This window comes from Pelagimonas sp. KU-00592-HH (assembly GCF_040369695.1).
GTDB lineage: Bacteria > Pseudomonadota > Alphaproteobacteria > Rhodobacterales > Rhodobacteraceae > Shimia.
Window position 1 is genome coordinate 142,006 of sequence record NZ_BAABWM010000005.1, and the last position, 21,428, is coordinate 163,433.

At 59.0% G+C, this 21,428-nt stretch carries 22 protein-coding genes; 17 read left to right on the top strand and 5 right to left on the bottom strand.

Going from position 1 to position 21,428, the window contains the following annotated elements:
• Position 1 precedes the first annotated feature (1 nt).
• The 4 genes from ABWV42_RS18855 to ABWV42_RS18870 all read left to right on the top strand — a co-directional run bounded on the left by ABWV42_RS18855 (position 2) and on the right by ABWV42_RS18870 (position 2,942).
• Positions 2-1,027, top strand: a complete 1,026-nt coding sequence (locus tag ABWV42_RS18855; RefSeq protein WP_353341524.1) for a phosphotransferase family protein — start codon at positions 2-4, stop codon at positions 1,025-1,027.
• On the top strand, positions 1,020-1,805 hold the full coding sequence (locus ABWV42_RS18860; protein WP_353341525.1) for an SDR family NAD(P)-dependent oxidoreductase: 786 nt from the start codon (positions 1,020-1,022) through the stop codon (positions 1,803-1,805). Before ABWV42_RS18855 ends, ABWV42_RS18860 begins: the two co-directional genes overlap by 8 nt.
• Before the next feature lie 74 nt (positions 1,806-1,879).
• Complete coding sequence (locus ABWV42_RS18865) at positions 1,880-2,512, top strand: LysE family translocator (RefSeq protein WP_353341526.1); 633 nt, start codon at positions 1,880-1,882, stop codon at positions 2,510-2,512.
• A gap of 16 nt (positions 2,513-2,528) precedes the next feature.
• Positions 2,529-2,942 carry a PaaI family thioesterase gene (locus tag ABWV42_RS18870; protein WP_353341528.1) on the top strand — a complete coding sequence of 138 codons (414 nt, stop codon included), beginning with the start codon at positions 2,529-2,531 and terminating at the stop codon, positions 2,940-2,942.
• Here ABWV42_RS18870 and ABWV42_RS18875 read toward each other — a convergent pair.
• Positions 2,939-4,351 (bottom strand): aminotransferase class V-fold PLP-dependent enzyme, encoded by a 1,413-nt coding sequence (locus tag ABWV42_RS18875; protein WP_353341529.1) that lies wholly within the window; start codon positions 4,349-4,351, stop codon positions 2,939-2,941. The two genes, ABWV42_RS18870 and ABWV42_RS18875, sit on opposite strands and share 4 nt — an antisense overlap.
• Positions 4,352-4,464: 113 nt before the next feature.
• Here ABWV42_RS18875 and ABWV42_RS18880 point away from each other — a divergent pair, with 113 nt between their 5' ends.
• Positions 4,465-4,932 (top strand): Lrp/AsnC family transcriptional regulator, encoded by a 468-nt coding sequence (locus tag ABWV42_RS18880; protein ID WP_353341530.1) that lies wholly within the window; start codon positions 4,465-4,467, stop codon positions 4,930-4,932.
• Here ABWV42_RS18880 and ABWV42_RS18885 read toward each other — a convergent pair.
• The gene (locus tag ABWV42_RS18885; protein WP_353341531.1) at positions 4,929-5,600 is read right to left on the bottom strand and encodes a cupin domain-containing protein; all 672 of its coding nucleotides are present in this window, start codon (positions 5,598-5,600) and stop codon (positions 4,929-4,931) included. The genes ABWV42_RS18880 and ABWV42_RS18885 overlap by 4 nt on opposite strands.
• A gap of 147 nt (positions 5,601-5,747) precedes the next feature.
• Here ABWV42_RS18885 and ABWV42_RS18890 point away from each other — a divergent pair, with 147 nt between their 5' ends.
• From ABWV42_RS18890 to arsJ, 6 genes are read left to right on the top strand one after another with little or no spacing between them, the layout of a single operon-like run.
• Positions 5,748-6,080 carry an ArsR/SmtB family transcription factor gene (locus ABWV42_RS18890; RefSeq protein WP_353341532.1) on the top strand — a complete coding sequence of 111 codons (333 nt, stop codon included), beginning with the start codon at positions 5,748-5,750 and terminating at the stop codon, positions 6,078-6,080.
• 13 nt (positions 6,081-6,093) lie between these two features.
• Positions 6,094-6,615, top strand: a complete 522-nt coding sequence (locus tag ABWV42_RS18895; protein ID WP_353341533.1) for an arsenate reductase ArsC — start codon at positions 6,094-6,096, stop codon at positions 6,613-6,615.
• Positions 6,612-7,664, top strand: coding sequence for an ACR3 family arsenite efflux transporter (gene arsB / locus ABWV42_RS18900; RefSeq protein ID WP_353341534.1), 1,053 nt, complete (start codon positions 6,612-6,614; stop codon positions 7,662-7,664). The genes ABWV42_RS18895 and arsB overlap by 4 nt, the downstream gene beginning before the upstream one ends.
• A 49-nt stretch (positions 7,665-7,713) precedes the next feature.
• Complete coding sequence (locus ABWV42_RS18905; protein WP_353341535.1) at positions 7,714-8,724, top strand: ArsJ-associated glyceraldehyde-3-phosphate dehydrogenase; 1,011 nt, start codon at positions 7,714-7,716, stop codon at positions 8,722-8,724.
• Positions 8,725-8,746: 22 nt separating this feature from the next.
• Complete coding sequence (locus tag ABWV42_RS18910; protein ID WP_353341536.1) at positions 8,747-9,736, top strand: DUF1036 domain-containing protein; 990 nt, start codon at positions 8,747-8,749, stop codon at positions 9,734-9,736.
• Positions 9,737-9,743: 7 nt separating this feature from the next.
• Positions 9,744-11,006 carry an organoarsenical effux MFS transporter ArsJ gene (gene arsJ / locus ABWV42_RS18915; RefSeq protein ID WP_353341537.1) on the top strand — a complete coding sequence of 421 codons (1,263 nt, stop codon included), beginning with the start codon at positions 9,744-9,746 and terminating at the stop codon, positions 11,004-11,006.
• 108 nt (positions 11,007-11,114) lie between these two features.
• Here the strand turns inward: arsJ and ABWV42_RS18920 are convergent, their stop codons facing one another.
• Positions 11,115-11,327 (bottom strand): hypothetical protein, encoded by a 213-nt coding sequence (locus tag ABWV42_RS18920; protein WP_353341538.1) that lies wholly within the window; start codon positions 11,325-11,327, stop codon positions 11,115-11,117.
• A gap of 11 nt (positions 11,328-11,338) precedes the next feature.
• Here ABWV42_RS18920 and lepA point away from each other — a divergent pair, with 11 nt between their 5' ends.
• The gene (gene lepA, locus ABWV42_RS18925; RefSeq protein ID WP_353341539.1) at positions 11,339-13,138 is read left to right on the top strand and encodes a translation elongation factor 4; all 1,800 of its coding nucleotides are present in this window, start codon (positions 11,339-11,341) and stop codon (positions 13,136-13,138) included.
• A gap of 330 nt (positions 13,139-13,468) precedes the next feature.
• Here lepA and ABWV42_RS18930 read toward each other — a convergent pair whose 3' ends face one another.
• A complete protein-coding gene (locus ABWV42_RS18930; RefSeq protein ID WP_353341550.1) occupies positions 13,469-14,335 on the bottom strand; it encodes an FRG domain-containing protein in 867 nt (288 codons plus the stop codon).
• 423 nt (positions 14,336-14,758) lie between these two features.
• On the opposite strand from ABWV42_RS18930, the gene ABWV42_RS18935 reads away from it, so the two are divergent.
• The 4 genes from ABWV42_RS18935 to ABWV42_RS18950 all read left to right on the top strand — a co-directional run bounded on the left by ABWV42_RS18935 (position 14,759) and on the right by ABWV42_RS18950 (position 17,597).
• Positions 14,759-15,151, top strand: coding sequence for a rhodanese-like domain-containing protein (locus tag ABWV42_RS18935; protein ID WP_353341540.1), 393 nt, complete (start codon positions 14,759-14,761; stop codon positions 15,149-15,151).
• A gap of 187 nt (positions 15,152-15,338) precedes the next feature.
• A complete protein-coding gene (locus ABWV42_RS18940; RefSeq protein WP_353341541.1) occupies positions 15,339-15,611 on the top strand; it encodes an acyl carrier protein in 273 nt (90 codons plus the stop codon).
• On the top strand, positions 15,608-16,819 hold the full coding sequence (locus tag ABWV42_RS18945; protein ID WP_353341542.1) for a beta-ketoacyl-[acyl-carrier-protein] synthase family protein: 1,212 nt from the start codon (positions 15,608-15,610) through the stop codon (positions 16,817-16,819). Before ABWV42_RS18940 ends, ABWV42_RS18945 begins: the two co-directional genes overlap by 4 nt.
• Positions 16,812-17,597 carry a MaoC family dehydratase gene (locus ABWV42_RS18950; RefSeq protein WP_353341543.1) on the top strand — a complete coding sequence of 262 codons (786 nt, stop codon included), beginning with the start codon at positions 16,812-16,814 and terminating at the stop codon, positions 17,595-17,597. The genes ABWV42_RS18945 and ABWV42_RS18950 overlap by 8 nt, the downstream gene beginning before the upstream one ends.
• Here the strand turns inward: ABWV42_RS18950 and ABWV42_RS18955 are convergent.
• Entirely contained in the window at positions 17,594-17,980 is a 387-nt protein-coding gene (locus ABWV42_RS18955; RefSeq protein ID WP_353341544.1) for a DUF3307 domain-containing protein, read from the bottom strand. The genes ABWV42_RS18950 and ABWV42_RS18955 overlap by 4 nt on opposite strands.
• 296 nt (positions 17,981-18,276) lie before the next feature.
• Between ABWV42_RS18955 and ABWV42_RS18960 the strand changes: the two genes are divergently transcribed.
• On the top strand, positions 18,277-21,234 hold the full coding sequence (locus tag ABWV42_RS18960; RefSeq protein ID WP_353341545.1) for an ABC transporter transmembrane domain-containing protein: 2,958 nt from the start codon (positions 18,277-18,279) through the stop codon (positions 21,232-21,234).
• Positions 21,235-21,428: the final 194 nt, after the last annotated feature.

A 21,428-nucleotide genomic window follows, 5' to 3' on the forward strand; every position in this document is an offset into this window, starting at 1 on the left:
TATGGACGCGACCACATTGGACACGCAGGCCGTGGCAGCATGGCTTTCCGATCACCTTGAGGGCTTTGAGGGGCCACTGGACGCCGAGAAATTCGCGGGCGGGCAGTCAAACCCAACCTTCCTGCTGAAAACGCCCTCGCGTGAATACGTGTTGCGCCGCAAGCCGCCGGGCATCCTGCTCAAATCGGCCCACGCCGTTGATCGTGAATTCCGTGTGCAACGCGCCCTGGCGGGCAGCGATGTGCCGGTCGCGCAGATGCATGTCCTATGTGAAGACGACGACGTGATCGGCTCGGCGTTTTACGTGATGGAGCGGGTGCGGGGCGAGAACTTTGACGACCCGCGCCTTGAGGAGTTGGACGCCGAACGTCGTACGGCGATCTATACCGAGATGAATCGCGTCATGGCGGCGATACACTCGATTGATATCGCCGCTGTTGGCCTTGCCGACTATGGCCCCGAGGGTAACTATTTCGAACGCCAGCTGAGCCGCTGGACCAAGCAGTATCGCGCCTCGGAAACGGAAACAGTGCCCCCCATGGACGCGTTGATTTCCTGGCTCGAAGCCAATGTCCCCGAAGATGATGGCAAACGCACCTTGGTGCATGGCGATTTTCGTATCGACAACATGCTGTTTGCCGAGGGCGGCAGTGATTGCGTTGCGGTGCTGGATTGGGAGTTGTCCACCATTGGCCATCCCTACGCCGACCTTGCCGGCATGATCATGCAGTGGCAGATGCCGCCGGGTGGGGCAGGGCGCGGTTTGCAGGGCGTGGACCGCAAGGCGCTGGGCATTCCTTCGGATCAGGAATTCGTTGCGGCCTATTGCAAACGCATGGGGCTTTCAGGGATCGAGAAGTTCGGCTTCTACTTGGCTTTCAGCTTTTTCCGCATGGCCGCGATCCTGCAAGGGGTCAAGAAACGGGGTCTTGAGGGCAACGCATCCGACCCGGAGCGCGCAGGAAAGCTGGGCGCTTATGTGCCGCTGTTTGCCAACGCGGGTCTGGAGGCCGCGAAACATGGATAAGCGTTTTGAAAACCAGGTGGTCATGATCACCGGTGCCGCAAGCGGATTTGGCAAGATGGCCGCGGAAAGGTTTGCCGCCGAGGGCGCACGTCTGGCGTTGTCGGATATTTCGGGGGACGCGCTGGAGGCGGTTGCCGAGGCGCTGCGTGCGGATGGCACCGAGGTGATCGCGGATGTTGTCGATGTCTCTGACGCCGATCAGGTCGCGGCCCATGCGGCCAACATCGCGCAGACCTTTGGCACGCTGGACGTGGGCATCAATAATGCCGGTATGGGGCATGATCTGGCCCCGCTGCACCTGTTGCCGGTCGAAGCCTTCGATCGCAACTATGCCGTCAATGCCCGCGGTGTCTTTCTTTGCATGAAGGCGCAGTTGCCGATGATGTTGCAGGCGGGCAAGGGGGTTATCCTGAATGTATCATCCGCTGCCGGCCTGCTGGGCGCGGCCCAGCTTTCGGCCTATGCCGCTGCCAAACACGCGGTCATTGGTCTGACCAAGGCCGCAGCAGACGAATATGCCCGCAAGAACATCCGTGTGAATGCGCTGTGTCCCGCCTTTACGGTCACGCCGCTGGTCGAGGAGATGGCGGCTCAAGTCAGCGAACGTGGAGGGATGAACCGCGAGCAGGCGCTTGGCCACATCGCGGGACGCATTCCCATGGCCCGCGTCGCCCAGCCGGAAGAGATTGTTCAGGCGATGCTCTGGGCCTGCGCCCCTGAAAATTCCTTCATGACGGGCCAGTCCATCGCGCTGGATGGCGGATTGACGGCCGTTTAGGCAAGGGGCTGGGAATGCGGCGGTTTCTGTGCTTGGCTGGCAAGGCACCTCAAGGCACGGGAAGGAACTGAGAGATGACACTTGATACCTGGCTGATCTACGTGGCAACGGTTCTGGCGCTCATGAGCACCCCCGGACCAAGCCAGCTCTTGATGCTGTCCAACAGCGCGACGCATGGGTTTCGACGTGCCTTGTCGACGGCCGCAGGTGACCTGACTGCAAATGCGCTCCAGATGCTGGCGGCGGGTCTCGGCCTTGCCGCGATCATCGCGGCGTCGGCCAATGCACTTTCGATCATCAAGTGGGCCGGTGTTGCCTATCTGATCTGGCTTGGCGCCCGGATGATCCTCAAGGCGCGTCCGAATGATCCGGGTGTGCACGGCGATGGCCCGCGCGCCTCTCTGGCGGCGCTCTGGGGGCAGGGGTTCATCACCTCAGCCGCCAACCCCAAGGCGGTTGTTTTCTTCGCCGCCCTGTTTCCGCAATTCATCCAGGCCGATGGCCCGTTCTGGCTTCAGTTCTTCATCCTGTCACTGACCTATATCGCCCTGGACGGCATGTTCCTGTCTGCCTATGGCGCGGGGGCGCACTGGATCGCGCGGCGCTTCAAGGGCGGTGCAAAGGTCTGGATCGAACGCATCGGCGGCGGTTTCATGATCGGTGCCGCCATCCTGCTGGGCCTCAAGTCCCTGACACAAAACTCCTGAGAGACGCACTTCTTCTATGACACCACTCGACCCCGCCCTCGATGAAACACCCTATGCCCTTCAGAAACACCTCGGGTTTCACCTGACCCATTGGGGCGAGGATCACGCGCGCCTTGAGTTGCCGATCGAACATTACCTGAGCAACCGCGCAGGCCTGCCGCACGGCGGGGTCTATGCCACGCTCTTGGATACGGTCATGGGATATGCAGGCTGTTTCACCGGCGATCCTGCGCACAAGAAGCTGGCGCTGACCCTGTCGCTCACCACGAATTTCCTGAGCCGGCCCAAGGGGCGACTGCTGATCGCCGAGGGGCGCAAGGTCGGGGGCGGGGCCTCGACGTTCTTTGCCGAGGCCACCATTCTTGATGAAACCGGCGAGGTGATTGCGCGCGGCTCAGGTGCCTTCAAGTATCGCAAGACAACGCTCTAGGCGGCCTTGCTGTCGGCCTGTTCCGAGACCAGTTCGACGACGGCGTTCAGGATATAGTCCATCGTCTCGTCATCCATCAGGTAGCTGAGGTTCAGCCGCACGAAACCGGGTTTGGTCTTGCCATCGCCCGCGAGGATGTCTTCGCGAATCTGCGCTGATTGGGCATCGCTGATCGCCATCAGGCTGTGCACGTAAGGCCCCGCGCAGGAACACCCGCCGCGCGCCTGAATGCCAAACCGGTCGGACAAAGCACGGGTAAAGGCGCGGTAGTCCATCCGCTGACCATCTGCACCGCACGGCACAAAGCTCAGGAAGGGCAGGCGATCCTGCCGGTCGGGGGCCAGAATTTCAATGCCGGGAACGTCACCCCAGGCGGCAAAAGCCTTCCCTGCGTTCCCGGCATTCCGGGCCGAGATTTCCTCCTGCCCGATAACCTCTTTCACGATCATCGCCAGCGCGGCGCGGATGTCGCCGATCACATTCGGCGTGCCGCCTTCCTCGCGTTGCTCGAGACGGGTGACATAGTCGTGGCTGTCGCCGTTCACAAAGGCGACGGTGCCGCCGCCGGGGCGGCTGGGCAGGGCGGTTTTCACCGCGTCCCGACGCATCACCAGAACGCCGCTTGCGCCGGGGCCACCAATGAACTTGTGCGGTGACAGCGCCACGGCGTCGATCTCGAAACCGCCGGGTTGCGCCATGGAGATCGGCAGGTAGGGGCCGCCACCGGCATAGTCCCAGACCATCGCCGCGCCATAGGTTTTCACCAGCCGCGTGACCTTGGCCACATCGGTGCAGACACCCGTGACGTTCGAGGCAGCAGAGAAAGCCGCCACCACCAGCCCCTCAACGGTGCAACGGGCAAGTTCCATCGTCAGCTGTGCAAGGTCCGGCCCGCCGTTGGGGGCCTCGGCAATCTCGATCACCTCGGCGCCGCTTTCGCGCCACGGCAGGATGTTTGAATGATGTTCGTAAGGCCCGATCAGAACAAAGGTCTTCTCGCCCCGCTGGGTTGCATCCCGCAATCCCAGCAAATGCACCAGTTGGTTGAGCGCCGAGGTTGCGCCCGAGCCGCTGAAGATGACCGCGTGTTCATCCGTGTTGCCGCCACAATGGGCCGCGATCACTTCGCGGGCCTCTTCGCGCATGTTGGTCATGGTCGCGCCGCAGTGGGAATCGACGGTGTGGCTGTTGGCATAGAAGGGCAGAATGTCTTCCATCACAAAGGTTTCGACCTGCCGCAGCGGGCGGCCCGACGCGATATAATCCGCGTAAATCAGCGGTTTGCGCCCGAACGGGGTTTCGATGAAGGTGCCCTTGCCGATCTGCCCGGCCACCAGGGATGCGATCGGATCAGCCTCACCCTGAAGGGTGTTCCTGAACCGGGTGAGTGGCGAGGTCGTGGACGGCATAGGGCACCTTTCGTGTTCCGTGAGTGATGTGGTGCAACACTATGGGTGGATTGCTGGTGCATGTTGGTTGAGTTTGATTGATTTTTTACAAAATTTGTGTCATTTGATCGAATATGATGGAAAAGCTGGATCAGATTGATCGTCGTATCCTCGACATCACCCAAAGGGACGGTTCGCTGGCGCAACGCGAGCTTGCTGACCGAGTCGGCCTGTCCCAGAATGCGCTCTGGCGTCGTCTGAAACGCTTGGAAGAGGCGGGGGTGCTGCTGGGCACCCGTCGTCGTGTCGACGCGGGCAAGGTTGGCCTTGATCTCACGGTCTTTGTCATGGTGCGCACCCGCACCCATTCCGACGAGTGGATAGAAGCCTTTCGCGCCCATGTCGCCCGCATCCCCGAAGTCGCCGAGATGCACCGGATCGGGGGGGACTGGGACTATATGCTCAAGGTCGTGACCCGCGGCATGGCGGGCTACGACAGTGTCTACAAACGGTTGACCACCGGGATCGAGCTTGAAACCGTCACGGGGTTTTTCTCGATGGAAACCATGCTCGAAGATCGCCCGCTGGACGTTTTCGGCTAGGCCGGTAGGGCGTCGGGCGTCAGGTGCCCTGTTTTCACATAGATCAGGCAGCCATCCTCTGAGAATGGGGTGTGTTCCGACATATGCGGGCTGCGCAGCCATGTGCCAGCGGGATAGTCACCGTGTTCGTCCTGAAATGTGCCCTCCAGCACAAGGATTTCCTCCCCGCCCCAATGGCGATGGCGGGTGAAGCGGGTGCCCGGCTCCCAGCGGACAAGGGCGACGTTTTCACCGGCAACGGAATGCAGAGGCAGCACCGACAGGCCGGGAACACTTCCCGGGCGAAAGTCGGCCTTGGTGGTGTCGATGTGGAACTGGTCCTGATCGTCGGCATCGAACTGGTGAAGTTTCACGAAAATCGTACAGCCGTCGTCTGTGTGCGGGGTATGGGATGTGCCGATCGGATTACGCACATAGGTGCCAGCCGGATAGTCGCCGGTTTCATCCGAGAAGACACCTTCCAGCACAAAGAGTTCTTCGCCGCCGCCATGTGTATGGGCATCAAACCGCGACCCCGGGGCAAAGCGGACAATCGTTGTTGCCCGCGCCACCTCTTCGCCGATCCGGTCAAGCATCATGCGTTCGACACCGTTGGCAGGGGATTTGACCCATTCACGGTTTTCCGGGCGAACGACCACACGTTGGGAAAAGTCTGCATTGATCCGCATGATGAAACTCCTGTTGCGTCAGAGATCATGTAGGCAGGTGAACCGATCAGTCAATGATTGGAGTGCATATCGGCTTTCACAAAACTTTCACCGAAATCGCGCAATCCCTGCTTGCGGGTCAAATCACATTTCAATAAATCATGAAATATGGATAAGACAAATGCCCTCTCCGCCTTCTCGGCCCTAAGTCAACCGACGCGGCTTGATGTGTTTCGCCTTCTGATCGAGGCGGGCGACGCGGGCATGCTGGCCGGTGAAATCGCCGAGGCCTTGGACGTGCGCCAGAACACGATGAGCGCAAACCTGTCTGTCCTGCTTGGCGCTGGTCTTGTGCGCAACACGCGCGAGGGCAGGGCGATCCGTTACTTTGCTGACACTGACGGTCTGCGTGGTCTGCTTGGCTTCCTGTTGCAGGATTGCTGCGGTGGCCGCCCCGATCTGTGCCAGCCCTTGATCGAAGACATTGCCTGTAGCTGCTGAAAGGATCGGGCCGATGACTGACAAGACCTATAACGTACTTTTCCTGTGCAACGCCAATTCGGCGCGCTCTCTCATGGCCGAGGCTATTATCGACCGCGAGTCGATGGGCCGGTTCAAAGGCTTCTCTGCCGGTGCGCACCCCTCTGGCGCACCGCATCCCGAAACCCTCGCGCTGCTGGAGCGTCTGAACTACGACACCGGCTTTGCGCGGTCCAAATCCTGGGACGAATTCGGGACGGCGGATGCGCCCGAGATGGATTTTGTCTTCACCGTCTGTGATCAGGCCGCGGCGGAAGAATGCCCCGTCTGGCCCGGTCAGCCGATGTCGGCCCACTGGGGTGTTGCCGATCCGGTCAAGGCTCTGGACGGTGGCAATGCCGCCGAGGTGGCGGTTGCCTTCAACGATACCTACCGGATGCTGCGCAACCGGATTTCCATTTTCGTGAACCTGCCGATCGACGCCCTCGACACGCTGTCGTTGCAGAAACAGCTGGACGAAATCGGCCAGAACACCAACCTGTCGGAGGCAGAATGAGCGATATTTCCCAAGCAGATGCGGGCCTTGGCACCTTTGAGCGGCTGCTGTCGCTCTGGGTGGCACTGGCGATCCTTGCCGGCCTTGTTCTTGGCAGCCTGATCCCCGGTTTCTTTGCCTTTCTGGCCTCGCTGGAGGTGGCCTCGGTCAACCTGCCCGTTGCGGTGCTGATCTGGGCGATGGTCTACCCGATGATGGTGGGCGTCGATTTCGGCGCGCTCTCGCATATTGGCGAACGTCCCAAGGGGCTTGTCATCACGCTGGTGGTGAACTGGCTGATCAAACCCTTCACCATGGCCGCGCTTGGGGTTCTGTTTTTCAACTATGTCTTCGCAGGGCTGATCCCGCCCGATGACGCACAGGCCTATCTGGCCGGTGTGATCCTTCTCGGCGCGGCCCCCTGTACGGCGATGGTTTTTGTCTGGTCGAACCTCACCCGTGGAGACGCCACCTATACCCTAGTCCAGGTCAGCGTGAACGATGTGGTGATGGTCTTCGCCTTTGCCCCCATCGTCGCCTTCCTGCTTGGCGTGAGTGACATCTCCGTGCCGTGGGAAACCCTGATCCTGTCGGTTGTACTCTACGTTCTGCTGCCGCTGGGCGCGGGCCTGATCACCCGCAGTCGCCTTGTGAAACAGGGTGGCGAAGCGGCGGTCGATGCTTTCAAGGCTCGTGTCGTCCCTTTCTCGATCACCGGCCTTCTGGTCACCGTGGTTCTGCTGTTCGGCTTTCAGGGGCAGGTCATTCTGGATCGCCCGCTGGTGATCCTGCTGATCGCGATCCCGCTGTTGATCCAGTCTTATGGCATCTTCTTCGTCGCCTATGGCGCGGCGAAACTGTGGAAAGTGCCTTTCAACGTCGCCGCGCCTTGCGCGCTGATCGGGACATCGAACTTCTTCGAGCTAGCCGTTGCCGTCGCCATTTCGCTCTTCGGCCTTGGCTCCGGTGCCGCGCTGGCCACCGTGGTCGGCGTTCTGGTCGAGGTGCCGGTGATGCTGTCGCTGGTGGCCTTTGCCAATCGCACCAAGGGCTGGTTCCCTTCTTCCTGAATACCTTGCGGGACCCGTTCCCGACACAACGAAAACGTAGGATACTGACATGACCAAAATCGCCATCAACGGCCTGGGCCGCATGGGTAAACTGGTGATCCGCAGCTTCTTTGATCTCGGTCTCGACGCCGAAATCGTGCTTCTGAACGATGGTATGGGCGACGCGGAACTGCATGCCCACCTTCTCGAGTTCGACACGGTGCACGGCCGCTGGCGCGCGGACTTTGCCTTTGATGAGGACAGCATCACCATTGACGGCCAGAAGATGCGCTTTACCGCCACGAAAAAGTTGGAAGAGCTGCCTTTGCAGGAACTGGGCGTCGACCTTGTTGTCGACTGCACCGGCGCCTTCAAGACCAACGCCAAGCTGCAACCCTATTTCGATGCGGGTGTCAAAAAGGTCGTGGTTTCTGCCCCGGTCAAGGAAGACGATGTGGCCAATATCGTCTATGGCGTGAACCATGACATTTTTGACGCAGAGGCGCACAAGGTTGTCACCGCCGCCTCCTGCACCACCAACTGTATCGCCCCCGTCGTTCAGGTGATCCGCGAGCATCTTGGCATCGAACAGGCATCGTTCACCACGATCCACGATGTCACCAATACCCAGACCATCGTGGACCGCGCCCACAAGGATCCGCGCCGCGCCCGTTCGGCGTTGAACTCGCTGATCCCGACGACCACGGGGTCCGCCAAGGCGATCATCCAGATTTTCCCCGACCTTGATGGCAAGATCGACGGCCACGCCGTGCGCGTGCCGCTGCTGAATGCGTCACTCACCGACATTGTCTTCAACGTCTCGCGCGAAACCACCGCGGAAGAGGTGAATGCGCTTCTCGAACAGGCCTCGCAAAACGAGCTTGAAGGCATCCTTGGGTACGAGACCCGCCCGCTTGTCAGCTGCGACTATACCAACGACGAACGCTCGACCATCGTTGACGCCATGTCGACCCGCGTGATCGGCGGCACCCACGTCAAGATCTATGCCTGGTACGACAATGAGTGGGGCTATGCTTGGCGATTGGCGGATGTGACGCGTATGGTGGTGGCATCTCTCTGATCCAAGCCGAAAGGGGACACCGATGTTCCGCCACCTCATCCTGCCCGCCATGTTTCTTGCCGCACCGGCCCACGCCGAGTTGCTGGTCTGTAATGAAACCGACGCCGAGGCCAGCTTTGCCTACGGCTACAATGATGGCGGCGTCTGGACGTCCGAGGGCTGGTGGAACATCCCCCCGTATGACTGTTCGGTTGTGGAAGGCAGTGATCTGACCAATCGCTACTACTATTACCGTGTCACTTCGGATGTGTATTCCTGGCCCGGTGAAAAGTACTTCTTCTGCACCTCTCCGGCGGCCTTCACCATCGCCGGTGACAAGGAATGCGGCGCGCGTGGCTATGACCGGTCCGAGTTCCGGCAGCTGGAGGTGGGGGACGCAAAGAGCTTTACCCTCAACCTGACCGCCGAAACGCCAGGTAAACCCCCACGCCCCGAACCGCTGGCCGCGCCGGGCACCCATGGCGAGCCCTACACCATCAGCGGCGTGCTCAGCCATTGTGATATCTTTGACGTGACCGCCCAATGCGAAATCCATGCAGACGGCTGGCGCTATGTGGCCAATTCTGGCGATCCGACACCCATGTGGATGCTGGAACAGCTGATGCCGCTGCCCACCAACACGCCGGTGACGATCACTGGGGACATGATGGGCTATAGCGGTCTCACGGCTGACGTGACCATTCGGGATTTCTCGGTTGGCGGGGGCGATGGCTTTGCCTCATGGCGGGCTGCGCTGCAGGGCATGTGGGGGTCAACCCAGGATTCCGCCTACCAGATCCTCGTCTATGGCGGGGTTCTCGAAGAGTTCTACAACAACAACATCACCGACACCTCCCTGATGACCTGGGCAGCCACCTGCGATGGCGCCCACGGGGATGGTCCCGCCCTGATCCTGAAATCCTTCAACGATCCCGAGTTCGAACGCTGCATGATCGTACATGAAACCGGCAGCCGCCTTGTCATGTTCCCGATTGGTGCCATGCGCGATCTCGAGTTTCGACGCATGAACTGAGACTGACATGAGCCAAGCCCCCGCGTCCCCATCCCCAAAGGCCAAACCCGAGGGGCTTGCCGCCTATATCACGGTGACCGCCGCCTACTGGGCTTTCATGCTCACCGATGGCGCGCTGCGGATGCTGGTGCTTTTGCATTTTCACACCATCGGGTTTTCGCCCGTGCAACTGGCCTACCTGTTCTTGCTTTACGAAGTCATGGGCGTGGTCACCAACCTGTCCGCCGGCTGGCTGGCGGCGCGGTTTGGCCTGACGTCAACGCTCTATGCGGGGCTTGGGCTCCAGATCGTGGCCCTTGTGGCCCTGGCCCAGCTTGATCCCAGCTGGAGCCTCGCAGCCTCGGTGGTCTTCGTGATGGTGGTTCAGGGTCTTTCCGGCGTGGCCAAGGACCTTGCCAAGATGTCGGCGAAATCTGCCGTGAAACTGCTCGCCCCCGAAGGCGAGGGGGGGCTGTTCAAATGGGTGGCCATCCTCACCGGCTCCAAGAATGCCGTGAAAGGCGTGGGCTTCCTGCTGGGCGCGGTCCTACTCGCCGTCTGGGGCTTCCAGACCTCTGTCTGGGTGATGGCCGCAGTGCTGACCGTAATCCTGATCGGCGTGGCGCTTTTCATGCCGTCGGGGCTGCCGCAGGGCAAGAAATCCGCCAAGTTCAGCCAGGTCTTCTCCAAGGACCAGAACGTCAACCGCTTGAGCCTAGCGCGCATGTTCCTGTTCGGCGCGCGCGACGTCTGGTTCGTGGTCGGCATCCCGATCTATTTCTACGCCGTCCTGTCGGATGGCTCGGAAGAGGGCAACCGCGCGGCCTTTTTCATCATCGGCACCTTCATGGCGGTCTGGATCATCCTTTATGGTTTCGTTCAGGGCCTTGCGCCGAAACTCCTCAAGGCCGCGACCAGCTCCACGCCCGAGATCGTGCACAAGGCCGTGGTCTGGGTGGGGGTTCTGACGCTGATCCCACTGGCCCTTGCCGCCGCCGTCTGGGCCGACCTGCCGGGCCTCACGGCGATCGTTGTGGCGGGGCTTCTGGTCTTCGGCTTCGTCTTCGCCGTGAACTCATCGGTACACTCCTACCTGATCCTCGCCTTCACAACGGGGGAACGGGTGACGATGGATGTGGGCTTCTACTACATGTCCAACGCCGCGGGCCGCCTGCTCGGCACCCTTCTATCCGGCGTCAGCTATCAACTCGGCGGCCTGCCGCTCTGCCTTTTCACCGCGGCGGTGATGGCGGCACTGTCCACGCTCGCCGCAAACCGACTGAGGGGTTAGGCACCAACCAGCCCGTGCTCCACCCTACCCAGGGTCCGGGGCTAAACGATCAGCATGAGACCGAGAGAGACGAGACACGCAAAACCGCGTTGCGCGCGATTTGGAAGGTTACTCTTTGCCCTTTGACTTTCTTAGAAGATCATCTAGCAGCGCCCCGACGAGCAGAACAGCGCAATAGGCGATGTAGGGCAGGGGCGTGCCACCGTTCCCGCTGAATTCGTAGGTCAAATCCATGGCCCAGCCGGCCGCGATCAGGACCAAGACGACATAAAGCGTTTTCAGAGCCCAACCCACCTTGACCAAATCCACTTTCCAATCCATATCCCGCCACTATGACTGAGCTGAACAAAATCCGCAATTTCTCGATCGTGGCCCATATCGACCACGGCAAATCCACCCTTGCTGACCGCCTCATCCAAGAGACGGGCACGGTGGAGGATCGTGACATGAAGGAACAGCTGCTCGACTCGATGGACATCGAGCGCGAGCGCGGCATCACCATCAAGGCCAACACCGTGCGCATCGACTACAAGGCCGATGACGGCGAGACCTATGTGTTGAACCTGATCGACACCCCCGGTCACGTTGACTTTGCCTATGAAGTCTCGCGCTCCATGAAGGCGGTTGAAGGCTCGCTTCTGGTGGTGGACTCGACGCAAGGTGTGGAAGCTCAGACCCTTGCCAACGTCTATCAGGCGATTGACGCCGACCACGAGATCGTGCCCGTTCTGAACAAGATCGACCTGCCGGCCTCGGATTGTGACCGCGTTGCCGAACAGATCGAAGACGTGATCGGCATCGACGCCACCGGCGCGATCCAGGTCTCGGCCAAGACCGGCGTCGGCATTCGCGAAACGCTTGAGGCCATCGTCAAGGAACTGCCCGCGCCCGAAGGCACGCTGGATGCGCCGCTCAAGGCGATGCTGGTCGACAGCTGGTATGATGCCTACCTTGGCGTGATCGTTCTGGTGCGCATCATGGATGGCACGCTCAAGAAGGGCATGAAGGTCAAGTTCATGTCGAACGGCTCGATCCACCATGTGGACCGCGTCGGCGTGTTCCGCCCCGAAATGCAGATGATCGACAGCCTTGGTCCGGGCGAGATCGGTTTCCTGACCGCGTCGATCAAACAGGTGCGTGACACCCGCGTCGGTGACACCATCACCAACGATAAGAACGGCACCGAAGAGGCGCTTCCGGGCTTTAAACCGGCCCAGCCGGTGGTGTTCTGTGGCCTGTTCCCCGTTGATAGCGCCGAGTTCGAAGACCTGCGTGACGCCATCGACAAGCTGGCCCTGAACGACGCGTCTTTCTCGTTCGAGATGGAAACCTCGGCGGCGCTGGGCTTTGGCTTCCGCTGCGGCTTCCTTGGCCTCTTGCACCTCGAGGTGATCCGCGACCGGATCGAACGCGAGTACAACATCGAGCTGATCACCACCGCACCCTCGGTGATCTACCATATCCACATGCGTGACGGCTCCATGCGCGAATTGCACAACCCCGCCGACATGCCTGACCTGACCCACGTGGACCACCTGGAAGAGCCGCGCATCAAGGCCACCATCCTTGTGCCTGACGAATATCTGGGTGACGTTCTGAAACTCTGTCAGGACCGCCGCGGTATTCAGGAAGACCTCACCTATGCCGGCAGCCGCGCCATGGTCGTCTATGACCTGCCGCTGAACGAGGTGGTCTTCGATTTCTACGACCGTCTGAAATCGGTCACCAAGGGCTATGCCTCCTTCGACTACCAGATGACGGGCTATCGTCAGGACAACCTGGTGAAGATGTCGATCCTCGTGAATGACGAGCCGGTGGATGCGCTTTCGACCATGGTCCACCGCGACCGCGCCGAGATGCGGGGCCGTGCCATGTGTGAAAAGCTCAAGGACCTGATCCCGCGTCACATGTTCAAAATCCCGATCCAGGCGGCGATTGGCGGCAAGGTTATCGCCCGCGAAACCCTCTCGGCGATGCGCAAGGACGTGACCGCCAAGTGTTACGGCGGCGACGCCACGCGGAAACGCAAGCTGCTGGACAAGCAGAAGGCGGGTAAGAAGAAGATGCGCCAGTTCGGCAAGGTCGACATCCCGCAGGAAGCGTTCATCTCTGCGTTGAAGATGGATGATTGATCCATAGCAATCGCCAAGTATTCAGAGGCCGCTCACAAGAGCGGCCTTTTTTGTGCCAGTGATATGAGGATCGCGCCCGATCCCGAGGGCGGCTCTCGGCAATGCATGGCCTATCGTTCTTTCAAGGCGTTGCGTTTTGCGAACCGCTGAGAAATCGCACCCGCCCTGGGGGGCGGGGTCGGGTGCGATCCGGATCACGGGGTGATCCGGTTTGAAGCACAGGAAGATTTGTGCAAAGCAGCTTGATCCAAGAGTTCTTGGTTAGGAACTAAGTGCCTTAGTTCTGAGACTAGTCGATCGATCACAAGAGCTTAGCCAGAGCATTTCAACTCACTTTTTGGCGAAACTCGATTTGATGAAGTCTGCTGAATTACTGATTTCTGGGAATAGGTTTTCGTGCGAAATCACAAGAGCACGGAGTTCCTCCAGAATCTGAGTTTTTTTTGACCCCGATATATAAACTTCCTGAAGCTCAATGCTCTCTACAAAAAAATGATCTTCCGGTGAAAGATCGAATCCATAGACCAGAAACTCCCCATCTTGGGCCGCGATACGCTTATTCAGAATTCTTGGCACTACCGCGTATACATTTGCTAGATCTCTTGGATTGATCTTGGGATGGAAGCCAGGACGCTCTTGCGAGACCAGTTGACTCAGTCTTAGGATATTTTCGTTTTTCTCTGCATCATTGAACAAATCAGCCCATCTCTTTTGAAATTCGTCTTTGTCTGCAGGAAACGCTACGAAGGCTTCCTCATAAGTCTTCAACAAGTGTGCTTGTAAAGATTCACGTTGCTCCGACGACAGAAAACCAAGGTTCGTAAGGCAGCTGATTGTATCGCTATCAAAGTACTTCTGCCTCTTGGAGGAGGGTGAAAAAACGATAACTTCGCCTGTGGCCTCTCTCGTTTCATTTTGCTTGTTCGAAGAGCACGCAAAATACAGTGCGACAAGTGGATTCCTAGTAACATCTAGAAGCCTAGTAGGTAAGCCGTAGTGCTGTGCTCGGACCATCTTTTCTAGGGCTGTCCGGTCTCTTTCAAAATCATTAGGATGTCTGGCGAGCAGTTGCTTTAACATCTTGTCCTCGGCTTGTGCCCACTCAGGTGTTCGAAAGACAGACGGTGACGCCGAAAAAGATTTGTTACTATGCCCCCGAAACAGAAGTCGTTCTCCTAGTGCGGCCTTGCCCCTCATTTTCTGCCGCTTGGCGGTTTTCTGAACCCAATCTAGGTATTCTTGCAGAGATTTTATTAACACTAGATCGCCATATAACAATTTTAAGTTGATCTCAAAAAAGTGTATTTTGCCTACGAATTCAAGTCTTCGCCATCCAAGTCTAAATCTTCATTTTCATTTCGAGTGTTCGAATGAGGGCAATCCAAAGGTTAGGCGATTTTGGATTTTGGGATTTTCAATAAATTACCTACCGCATTTTCTAGGTAGCACTTGATCGTCCCAAGTAATGGGGGCCTTTCAGTCACCGGTTTCTTAGCGGTGCCCAAGCGTTCCGAGACGCCGCAAACTCAACCCAACTTCACCCAAACTTCATCTCCTCCGGCTTGCAACCTGTCTGTTGCCCGCTAGGGTGAAAGTGACAGATTCAAAAGGAGAGATGTGATGGCCCTCACCGTGGCTCAGATGATGGAAGCGGCCAATGCCGCCGTTCCGCGGATTTCCGTGGCGGATGCGATGGCCAGGATCGAGGCGGGCGCCTTGCTTCTGGATGTGCGTGACGCCCCCGAGTTGCAGATGCAGGGCAGGGCGCAGGGCTCGCATCACATCCCGCGAGGGATGCTCGAATTCCGTGCCGATCCCGCGACCCAGTTTCATGATCCCGAGTTGCAGAAGGATCGCGCGGTGATCCTGCACTGTGCCTCTGGCGGTCGCGCCGCGCTTGCGGGCAAGCTGCTCAAGGACATGGGCTATGGCGAGGTCTTCAACCTTGGCGGGTTGAGCGACTGGAAAGAGGGTGGCGGGCCAGCCTCGGAGCCCGTCGATCCCGGCATGTAGGCAATTTCGCACCTCCGCGATACCGTCACGATACCGACGCAATACCGACGTTGATTTTCGCGGTGCCCCTCGGGGCACGGTTTGTCGTTTTGACGCGCGGTTCTTGCTGGAAAAATGCGGCGGGGTTGCCTAAGCTCGGGGAAAGAGCGTCACATTTCGACGCCGTTCCGCCGAGGGAAGGAAAGACATGGGCACGGAAAAAAGCGATCTTTCACAAGAGCTTCTGGAACTGGTTGCACGTGAGGGGATGGTCGACATCTCTGACATCACACCCCAGAGCCGCCTTGAGGATCTGGACATTCAATCCGCGGATTTCGTGATGATCCTAATGGCGCTGGAAGAGGAATACGGCGTCTACATTTCCGTCGACAACGAACTCACCGACGTCGAAACCGTGCAGGACCTTCTTGACCTCGCGCAGGGCAAAATCGAGGAACATCGGAAAGACGAAACCGCGTGAGACGGGTTGTCGTTACGGGAATGGGTGCGGTTTCCGCCTGCGGTCTGGGTGTCGATGCACTCTGGCAGGGAGCGGTTAACGGCAAATCAGGTGTGCGTCCGGTCGATTTTCCCGATCTCCCGCAACAGCGGGTCGGAACAGCTGCGGCGCTGACTGCGGAAGACCTTGCACAGCTGCTTGCAGAGTCCGGCCACCGGATGCGCGACCCCGTGGCGAGCTATGCGGTTCACGCCGCAAGGGAAGCGATTGCCCAGTCGGGCCTCGAGAGTGACGACATTGATGACCGGTGCGGCGTCGTGATCGGCTCGGGGTTTGGCGGCGCCAAGACGCTGGATGACAACTATCTCGCTTTCGGCAAAGACGGCTCCATGCGGCTTGATCCGATGTCGGTGCCGAAGATCATGAACAACGCGTCCGCCTCGTGGGTGTCCATGGAGTTTGGCGCCAAGGGGCCGATCTATTGTCCCTCCACGGCCTGTTCTTCCGGAAGTCAGGGTGTCGGGCTTGCCTATCAGCTTATCAAGGGCGGGGCGATGGAACGGTGTATCGCCGGCGGGTCCGAGGCTTGTCTGGTGAACGGTGTGTTCCGCGTCTGGGAGCTGCTGCGTGTCATGACCGCAGACAAGAACCGCCCGTTCTCGAAAGATCGCAACGGGATGATCCTTGGCGAGGGCGCTGGGGTGCTGGTGCTGGAAACGCTTGAAAGCGCGGAGGCCCGCGGTGCCACGATCCTGTGCGAAATCGCAGGGTTTGGCACCAATTCCGATGCCGGAGACCTTTTGCGCCCCGATCCCGAGCGCGCCACCAAGTGCATGCAGCTTGCGCTGGAGGATGCCGGGCTGCAACCGTCCGATGTCGGCTATGTCAATGCGCATGGAACCGGGACCGTCGCCAATGATGTGACGGAAACCGGCGCGTTGCGCGAAGTTTTTGGCGCTGATCTCGAAGGTGTCGAGATCTCCTCGACCAAACCGGTGCACGGCCATGCCCTTGGTGCGGCTGGCGCGATTGAACTGATCGTCGCGGCCAAGGCGCTGATGGAACAGACGGCCCCGCCGACCATCAATTTCAACGAAATTGATCCGAAGATCGGCCTTGATCCCGTGGCCAACACGGCGCGCGCGATCGACACGGGGGCGGTGATGTCCAATTCGCTTGCCTTTGGCGGTGTGAACGCCTCGGTCATTCTGAAACGTTTCGATGGCTGAGGCCCTGACGCTTTCGGAAATCAGGATAAACGCCAAGGCCGTTGTGGCCCTGTCGTCCCTGTTGAACGACATGCTTGATGGGGCGCAGCCCGTTCCCCTGACAAGTCCCGCGCTTCTTCTGGGGCATCCGGGCTTGCAGGAGGTGGCCGCAAAGATGGTACCGCCGCAAGGGCAGGGCGTTGTTCACGAGACCCAGTCTTTTCGGGTTTTGCGCTCGCTCAGGCCGGATGACACCCTGACCCTTGAGGTCGCAACAACCGAGGTGTCTTCGGGGCGGGTTTTCGATTTTCGCTGGTCCGTCGCGGGAGAGCCCGCCGGAGAGATGCAAACGCGTTTGAAGTTTGTTCCTCCCGAGGTGATGGTGAACCTCAAGGGGGCGGCGTTTACCGAACGGCAGAAACATCCCGAGATGGTATGGTTCGAAACCTCCGCTTTCGCGGCGGATGCTGTCAGGCATTACTTGGAATTGGCAAATGATCCCAACCCCATCCATGTTGACGACACGGAGGCTCGTTTGGTTGGGCTGGATGGCGCTGTCGTGCCGGGCATGTTCTTTGCGGGCGTTATTGAGGCCGCATTGGATCGCGGATTGAAGGCCGGTTCCATCGAGAGCCTGAAGGTACGCTTCATGGCGCCGGTTCCAGTGGGAGCAAAGCTCAAACTGGCGGTCTTGCCACGGCAGAGGGATGAAAACGGTATCGTGCGGACCGCGCGTGTGTTCGGCGTGTCGGCAGAAAGTATCATAGCCGCGGTGGCGGACGCGGAGTTTGGCCGTTAGGTCGCGTAGAGGTACCAGACGAGAGCCATCCCGATATTGGTCAGATGGTGAAGGGCCTGATCTGTCCCCATTGCGCGCCAAAATGCTGCATCGGCCGGAGTATGGCCCTTCTTGACGCCGGTGCTGGCTTTCCAGAAGTCGATATGGAAATGCGTCACCCATTCAAACAGAACGAGAATGGCAATCCAGACAGCCGAGGTGCCGAAGGCCCAGAAGATAAGGATGGAAAACACGCAGTGAATGCCTGCATGTACGGCACGCCCCATGTGTATGTACCGTTCACGATCCGTCAGCATCCAAGGTGTCTGCATGAAAAAATCGGCAAACAGATGCTTGATTTGCATCAGTGCCAATAACAGCAGAACAGTCAGGGTGCCGTCCATCAGGAACTCACATTTGAAGAGCGGTTACGCGGGAAAGACTAGCGGGAATGTGATAGGGGTGCAAACACCCTGTGCGCTGGCGCGCCAAAACACACGCGGGGACGTTACGGCAAGTGCTTGATTTGGCACCTTGCGGATTGATAGCATGATGTCGATATCCCGACAGGTCGGCAATTCACCGGCCGGGAGGCACAGGAGTTTCAGTCATAGAACGCTCACTTTTTTCCTTTATTTGGAAGTATTCGAAACGGGATCAGCTTTTCCTCCTGATCTTGACGGCTTGTCTGTTTCCTCTTTTGTATCTGACGCTTGAACTGCCCAAGCGCATCATTAACGATGCGATTTCGTCGGATCAGTCGTTCATTTACGTCGAGTGGCTTGATCGCGAATTCGATCAGGTCACCTTCCTGATGCTGCTGTGCGGTGCTTTCCTGATTTCCGTGTTGGGGCATGGTCTCACGAAGATGCGCATCAATACGCTCAAAGGCATCCTGTCCGAGCGGATGTTGCGCCGTTTCCGGTTCCAGTTGATTTCCCGGATCATGCGTTTCCCGCAGCCCTACCTCAAGCGGACTTCGCAGGGTGAAATGGTCTCGATGATCACCTCCGAGGCAGAGCCGATGGGCGGCATGATGGGCGACGCGATCAGCCTGCCGGTCCTTCAGGCTGGTCAGATGCTCACCATCCTTGCCTTTTTGTTCCTACAAAGCTTCTGGTTCGGGGTGGCGGCCTGTGCGCTGATCCCCCTGCAGGCCTGGCTGATCCCCAAGTTGCAGCGTGAAATCAACCTCTACAACAAGGAGCGCATCAAGGAAGTGCGTCACCTCGCTGCTGAAATCGGCGAAACGGCGTCTGGTGCCCCCACCTTGCGCTCGAATGTTGGCTGGCGTCATCGCCTTTTGATCATCACACGGCGTCTCGGCACGTTGTTCGACATCCGCTTGACGATCTACAAGAAGAAATTCTTCATGAAGTTCCTCAACAACTTCATCAACCAGCTGACACCGCTGTTCTTCTATTCGATTGGTGGCTATCTCGCCATCAAGGGGCAGGTTTCCGTTGGCGCGCTCGTCGCGGCGCTGGCCGCGTACAAGGATCTGTCCTCGCCGTGGAAGGAACTCCTGAACTACTACAACCGCGTACAGGACCTGTCGCTACGCTGGCATCTGATCATCGATCGTTTCAATCCGCAGGGTATGGTGGATGAAGAACTTTTCGATGAGGGGCCAGAGGAAATCCCCCATCTGGATGGGGATATTGACCTGCGCAAAGTAACGGTTGTCGATCACAATGGCGACGCGGTTCTTGAGGAAATCACCCAACATGTGCCGAAAGGGACCTTGGTTGCTGTCTCGGCCGCAGATCAGGAAGAACGGCGCGCTCTCGCTGATCTGTTCACGCGCGAGGTTGTTCCGGTCTCGGGCAGTGTGAGTATCGGGGGCGAGGACCTCAACAAGCTGCACCAGATGGTGATTTCCACACGTGTCGGCTATGCCGAGATGACCCCTTATGTTTTCGAAGGCAGCTTCGGCGACAACGTGATGATGCCTTTGCGCAGCACGCCGGTAAGCCCGCTGGATATCCCCGAAGACAAACAGGCCAAAGAACAGCACCGCGCGGTGGAGTCCGAACGCTCGGGCAACAGTACGGATGCCTGGTACGCCGACTGGGTCAATCCCCAGATCGCGGGTGGCGAAACCCGTGCGGATGTGCGGGACTGGTGGCTTCAGGTGATGGAGGCAATCGGATCCGGAAACGCTATGTTCCGTCGTGGGCTTGATCAGACGTTCCAGCAGGTTGATCACCCCAAACTGGCGGAAATGCTTGTCGCCTTGCGCCCGAAGGTCAGGGAGGCGCTGCGTGAGGAGGGGCTGGACAAGGCGTATTTCCGCTTTGACCCCGAGGTCTACAACCCTGCTTTGCCAGTGTCGGCGAACCTGTTCTTCGCGACACCCAAGACGGATGCCATCGACTATGGCCATTCCACGGTCAGCGACTTTCTCGACTTGCTGAACGAAATCGGGCTGTCTGCGGGTATGCTGCGCCTGTCGCAGGAAGTGATCGAGATGCTGAACCTCACCTTCGGAGTCGACGGCACCGAACACCCGCTGTTCCGACGCCTTGGCCTTGACCCGGATGATTTCCGTACCAAGGTCGATCTCGTCCAGAAAAGCCGGGAAAGCGGGCTGGATGCGCTGGACCACGAAGATCAGATCAAGATGCTGACGCTTCCCTTCGAGGTTTCGGCCGAGCAGATCGGCCCGGCCTTCTCGGACGAGTTGAAGGACATGATCCTTGATCTGCGCCATCAACAGCGCGTCAAGCTGGAAGGCTGGGTTTCGGACTCCTTTGAGCCTCTGAACGAAAACACCTTCTCTCCCGGGCTGAGTGTGCTTGAGAACGCGATTTATGGCACCCTTTCCACAAGTTCCGGTGGCAAGGGAGAGCAGGTCCGCGATGTCGTGGCGCGTGTCCTGATTGATGAAGGGCTGAAGCCAAACGTGGCCGAACTTCTGTTCACGGTTCCGACCGGGATCGGTGGCGCCGGTCTCCCGTCGGCCTTTGTCGAACCCCTGTCGGTCGGGCGGGCGGCGGTCAAGCGCCCTGACGTCCTGATCCTGGATGGCTGTCTGGCGATGGACGATCCGGAGGAATGCCGCGAGATCATCCGGAACATCCGCAAGCTGCTCCCGAACTCCACGATCCTGTTCCTGGAAGAAACACATGCCCAGCCAGAAGAGTTCGACCTCACCGTCGAGATCGAACACGGACGGATCAAGGACAGCGGTGGTATGTCTTCGGAAACCGACGACAACGCGGCCAGTGCCGACCTGAAAAAGAAGATGCGGGCGTTGGTCTCGACAGATCTGTTTTCAGGATTGGGACGCAAGCAACTGCGCCTTTTGGCGTTTGGTGCGCAATGGTTCGAGGCAGCAGCCGGTGGTTACGTGTTCCATCGCGGGGATGACGCCGCTGATGGTGCTTACCTCATTCTCGAGGGCGAAGCGGAAATGCTGTTCAGCGACGATGCCGGACGGCGTGATGTCATTGCCGTGTCGGGGCCGGGCACTCTGGTCGGGGAACTGGCGCTGGTGCGCAAAGAAAAGCGCGCGCTCGACATGTATGTGCGCAGTGATCTCAAGGCGCTGCGTCTGGGTGAGGAAGAATTCCTCGCGGTTGTCGGCAATGATGCGGGAACGGCCTACAAGATTCTCCAGGTGCTCGCGGGCTACGTGGGGCGTTCGAACAAATAATCGCCCCGAGTCGTCGGCGATTCCGGGAAATGATTCATGGATTCTCCTTCCGGAAACGGTGACTCGGCGGCTTCTTTGGCGATTTGGGCAGAACATGCGGCTTGAGCCCCGCAAATTTCATGGGGGCAGAGGCGTAAACACAGGCTCTGAAATCCCAATGCGCCTTATTTTTAAGGATGTTTGAATTTTTTGTG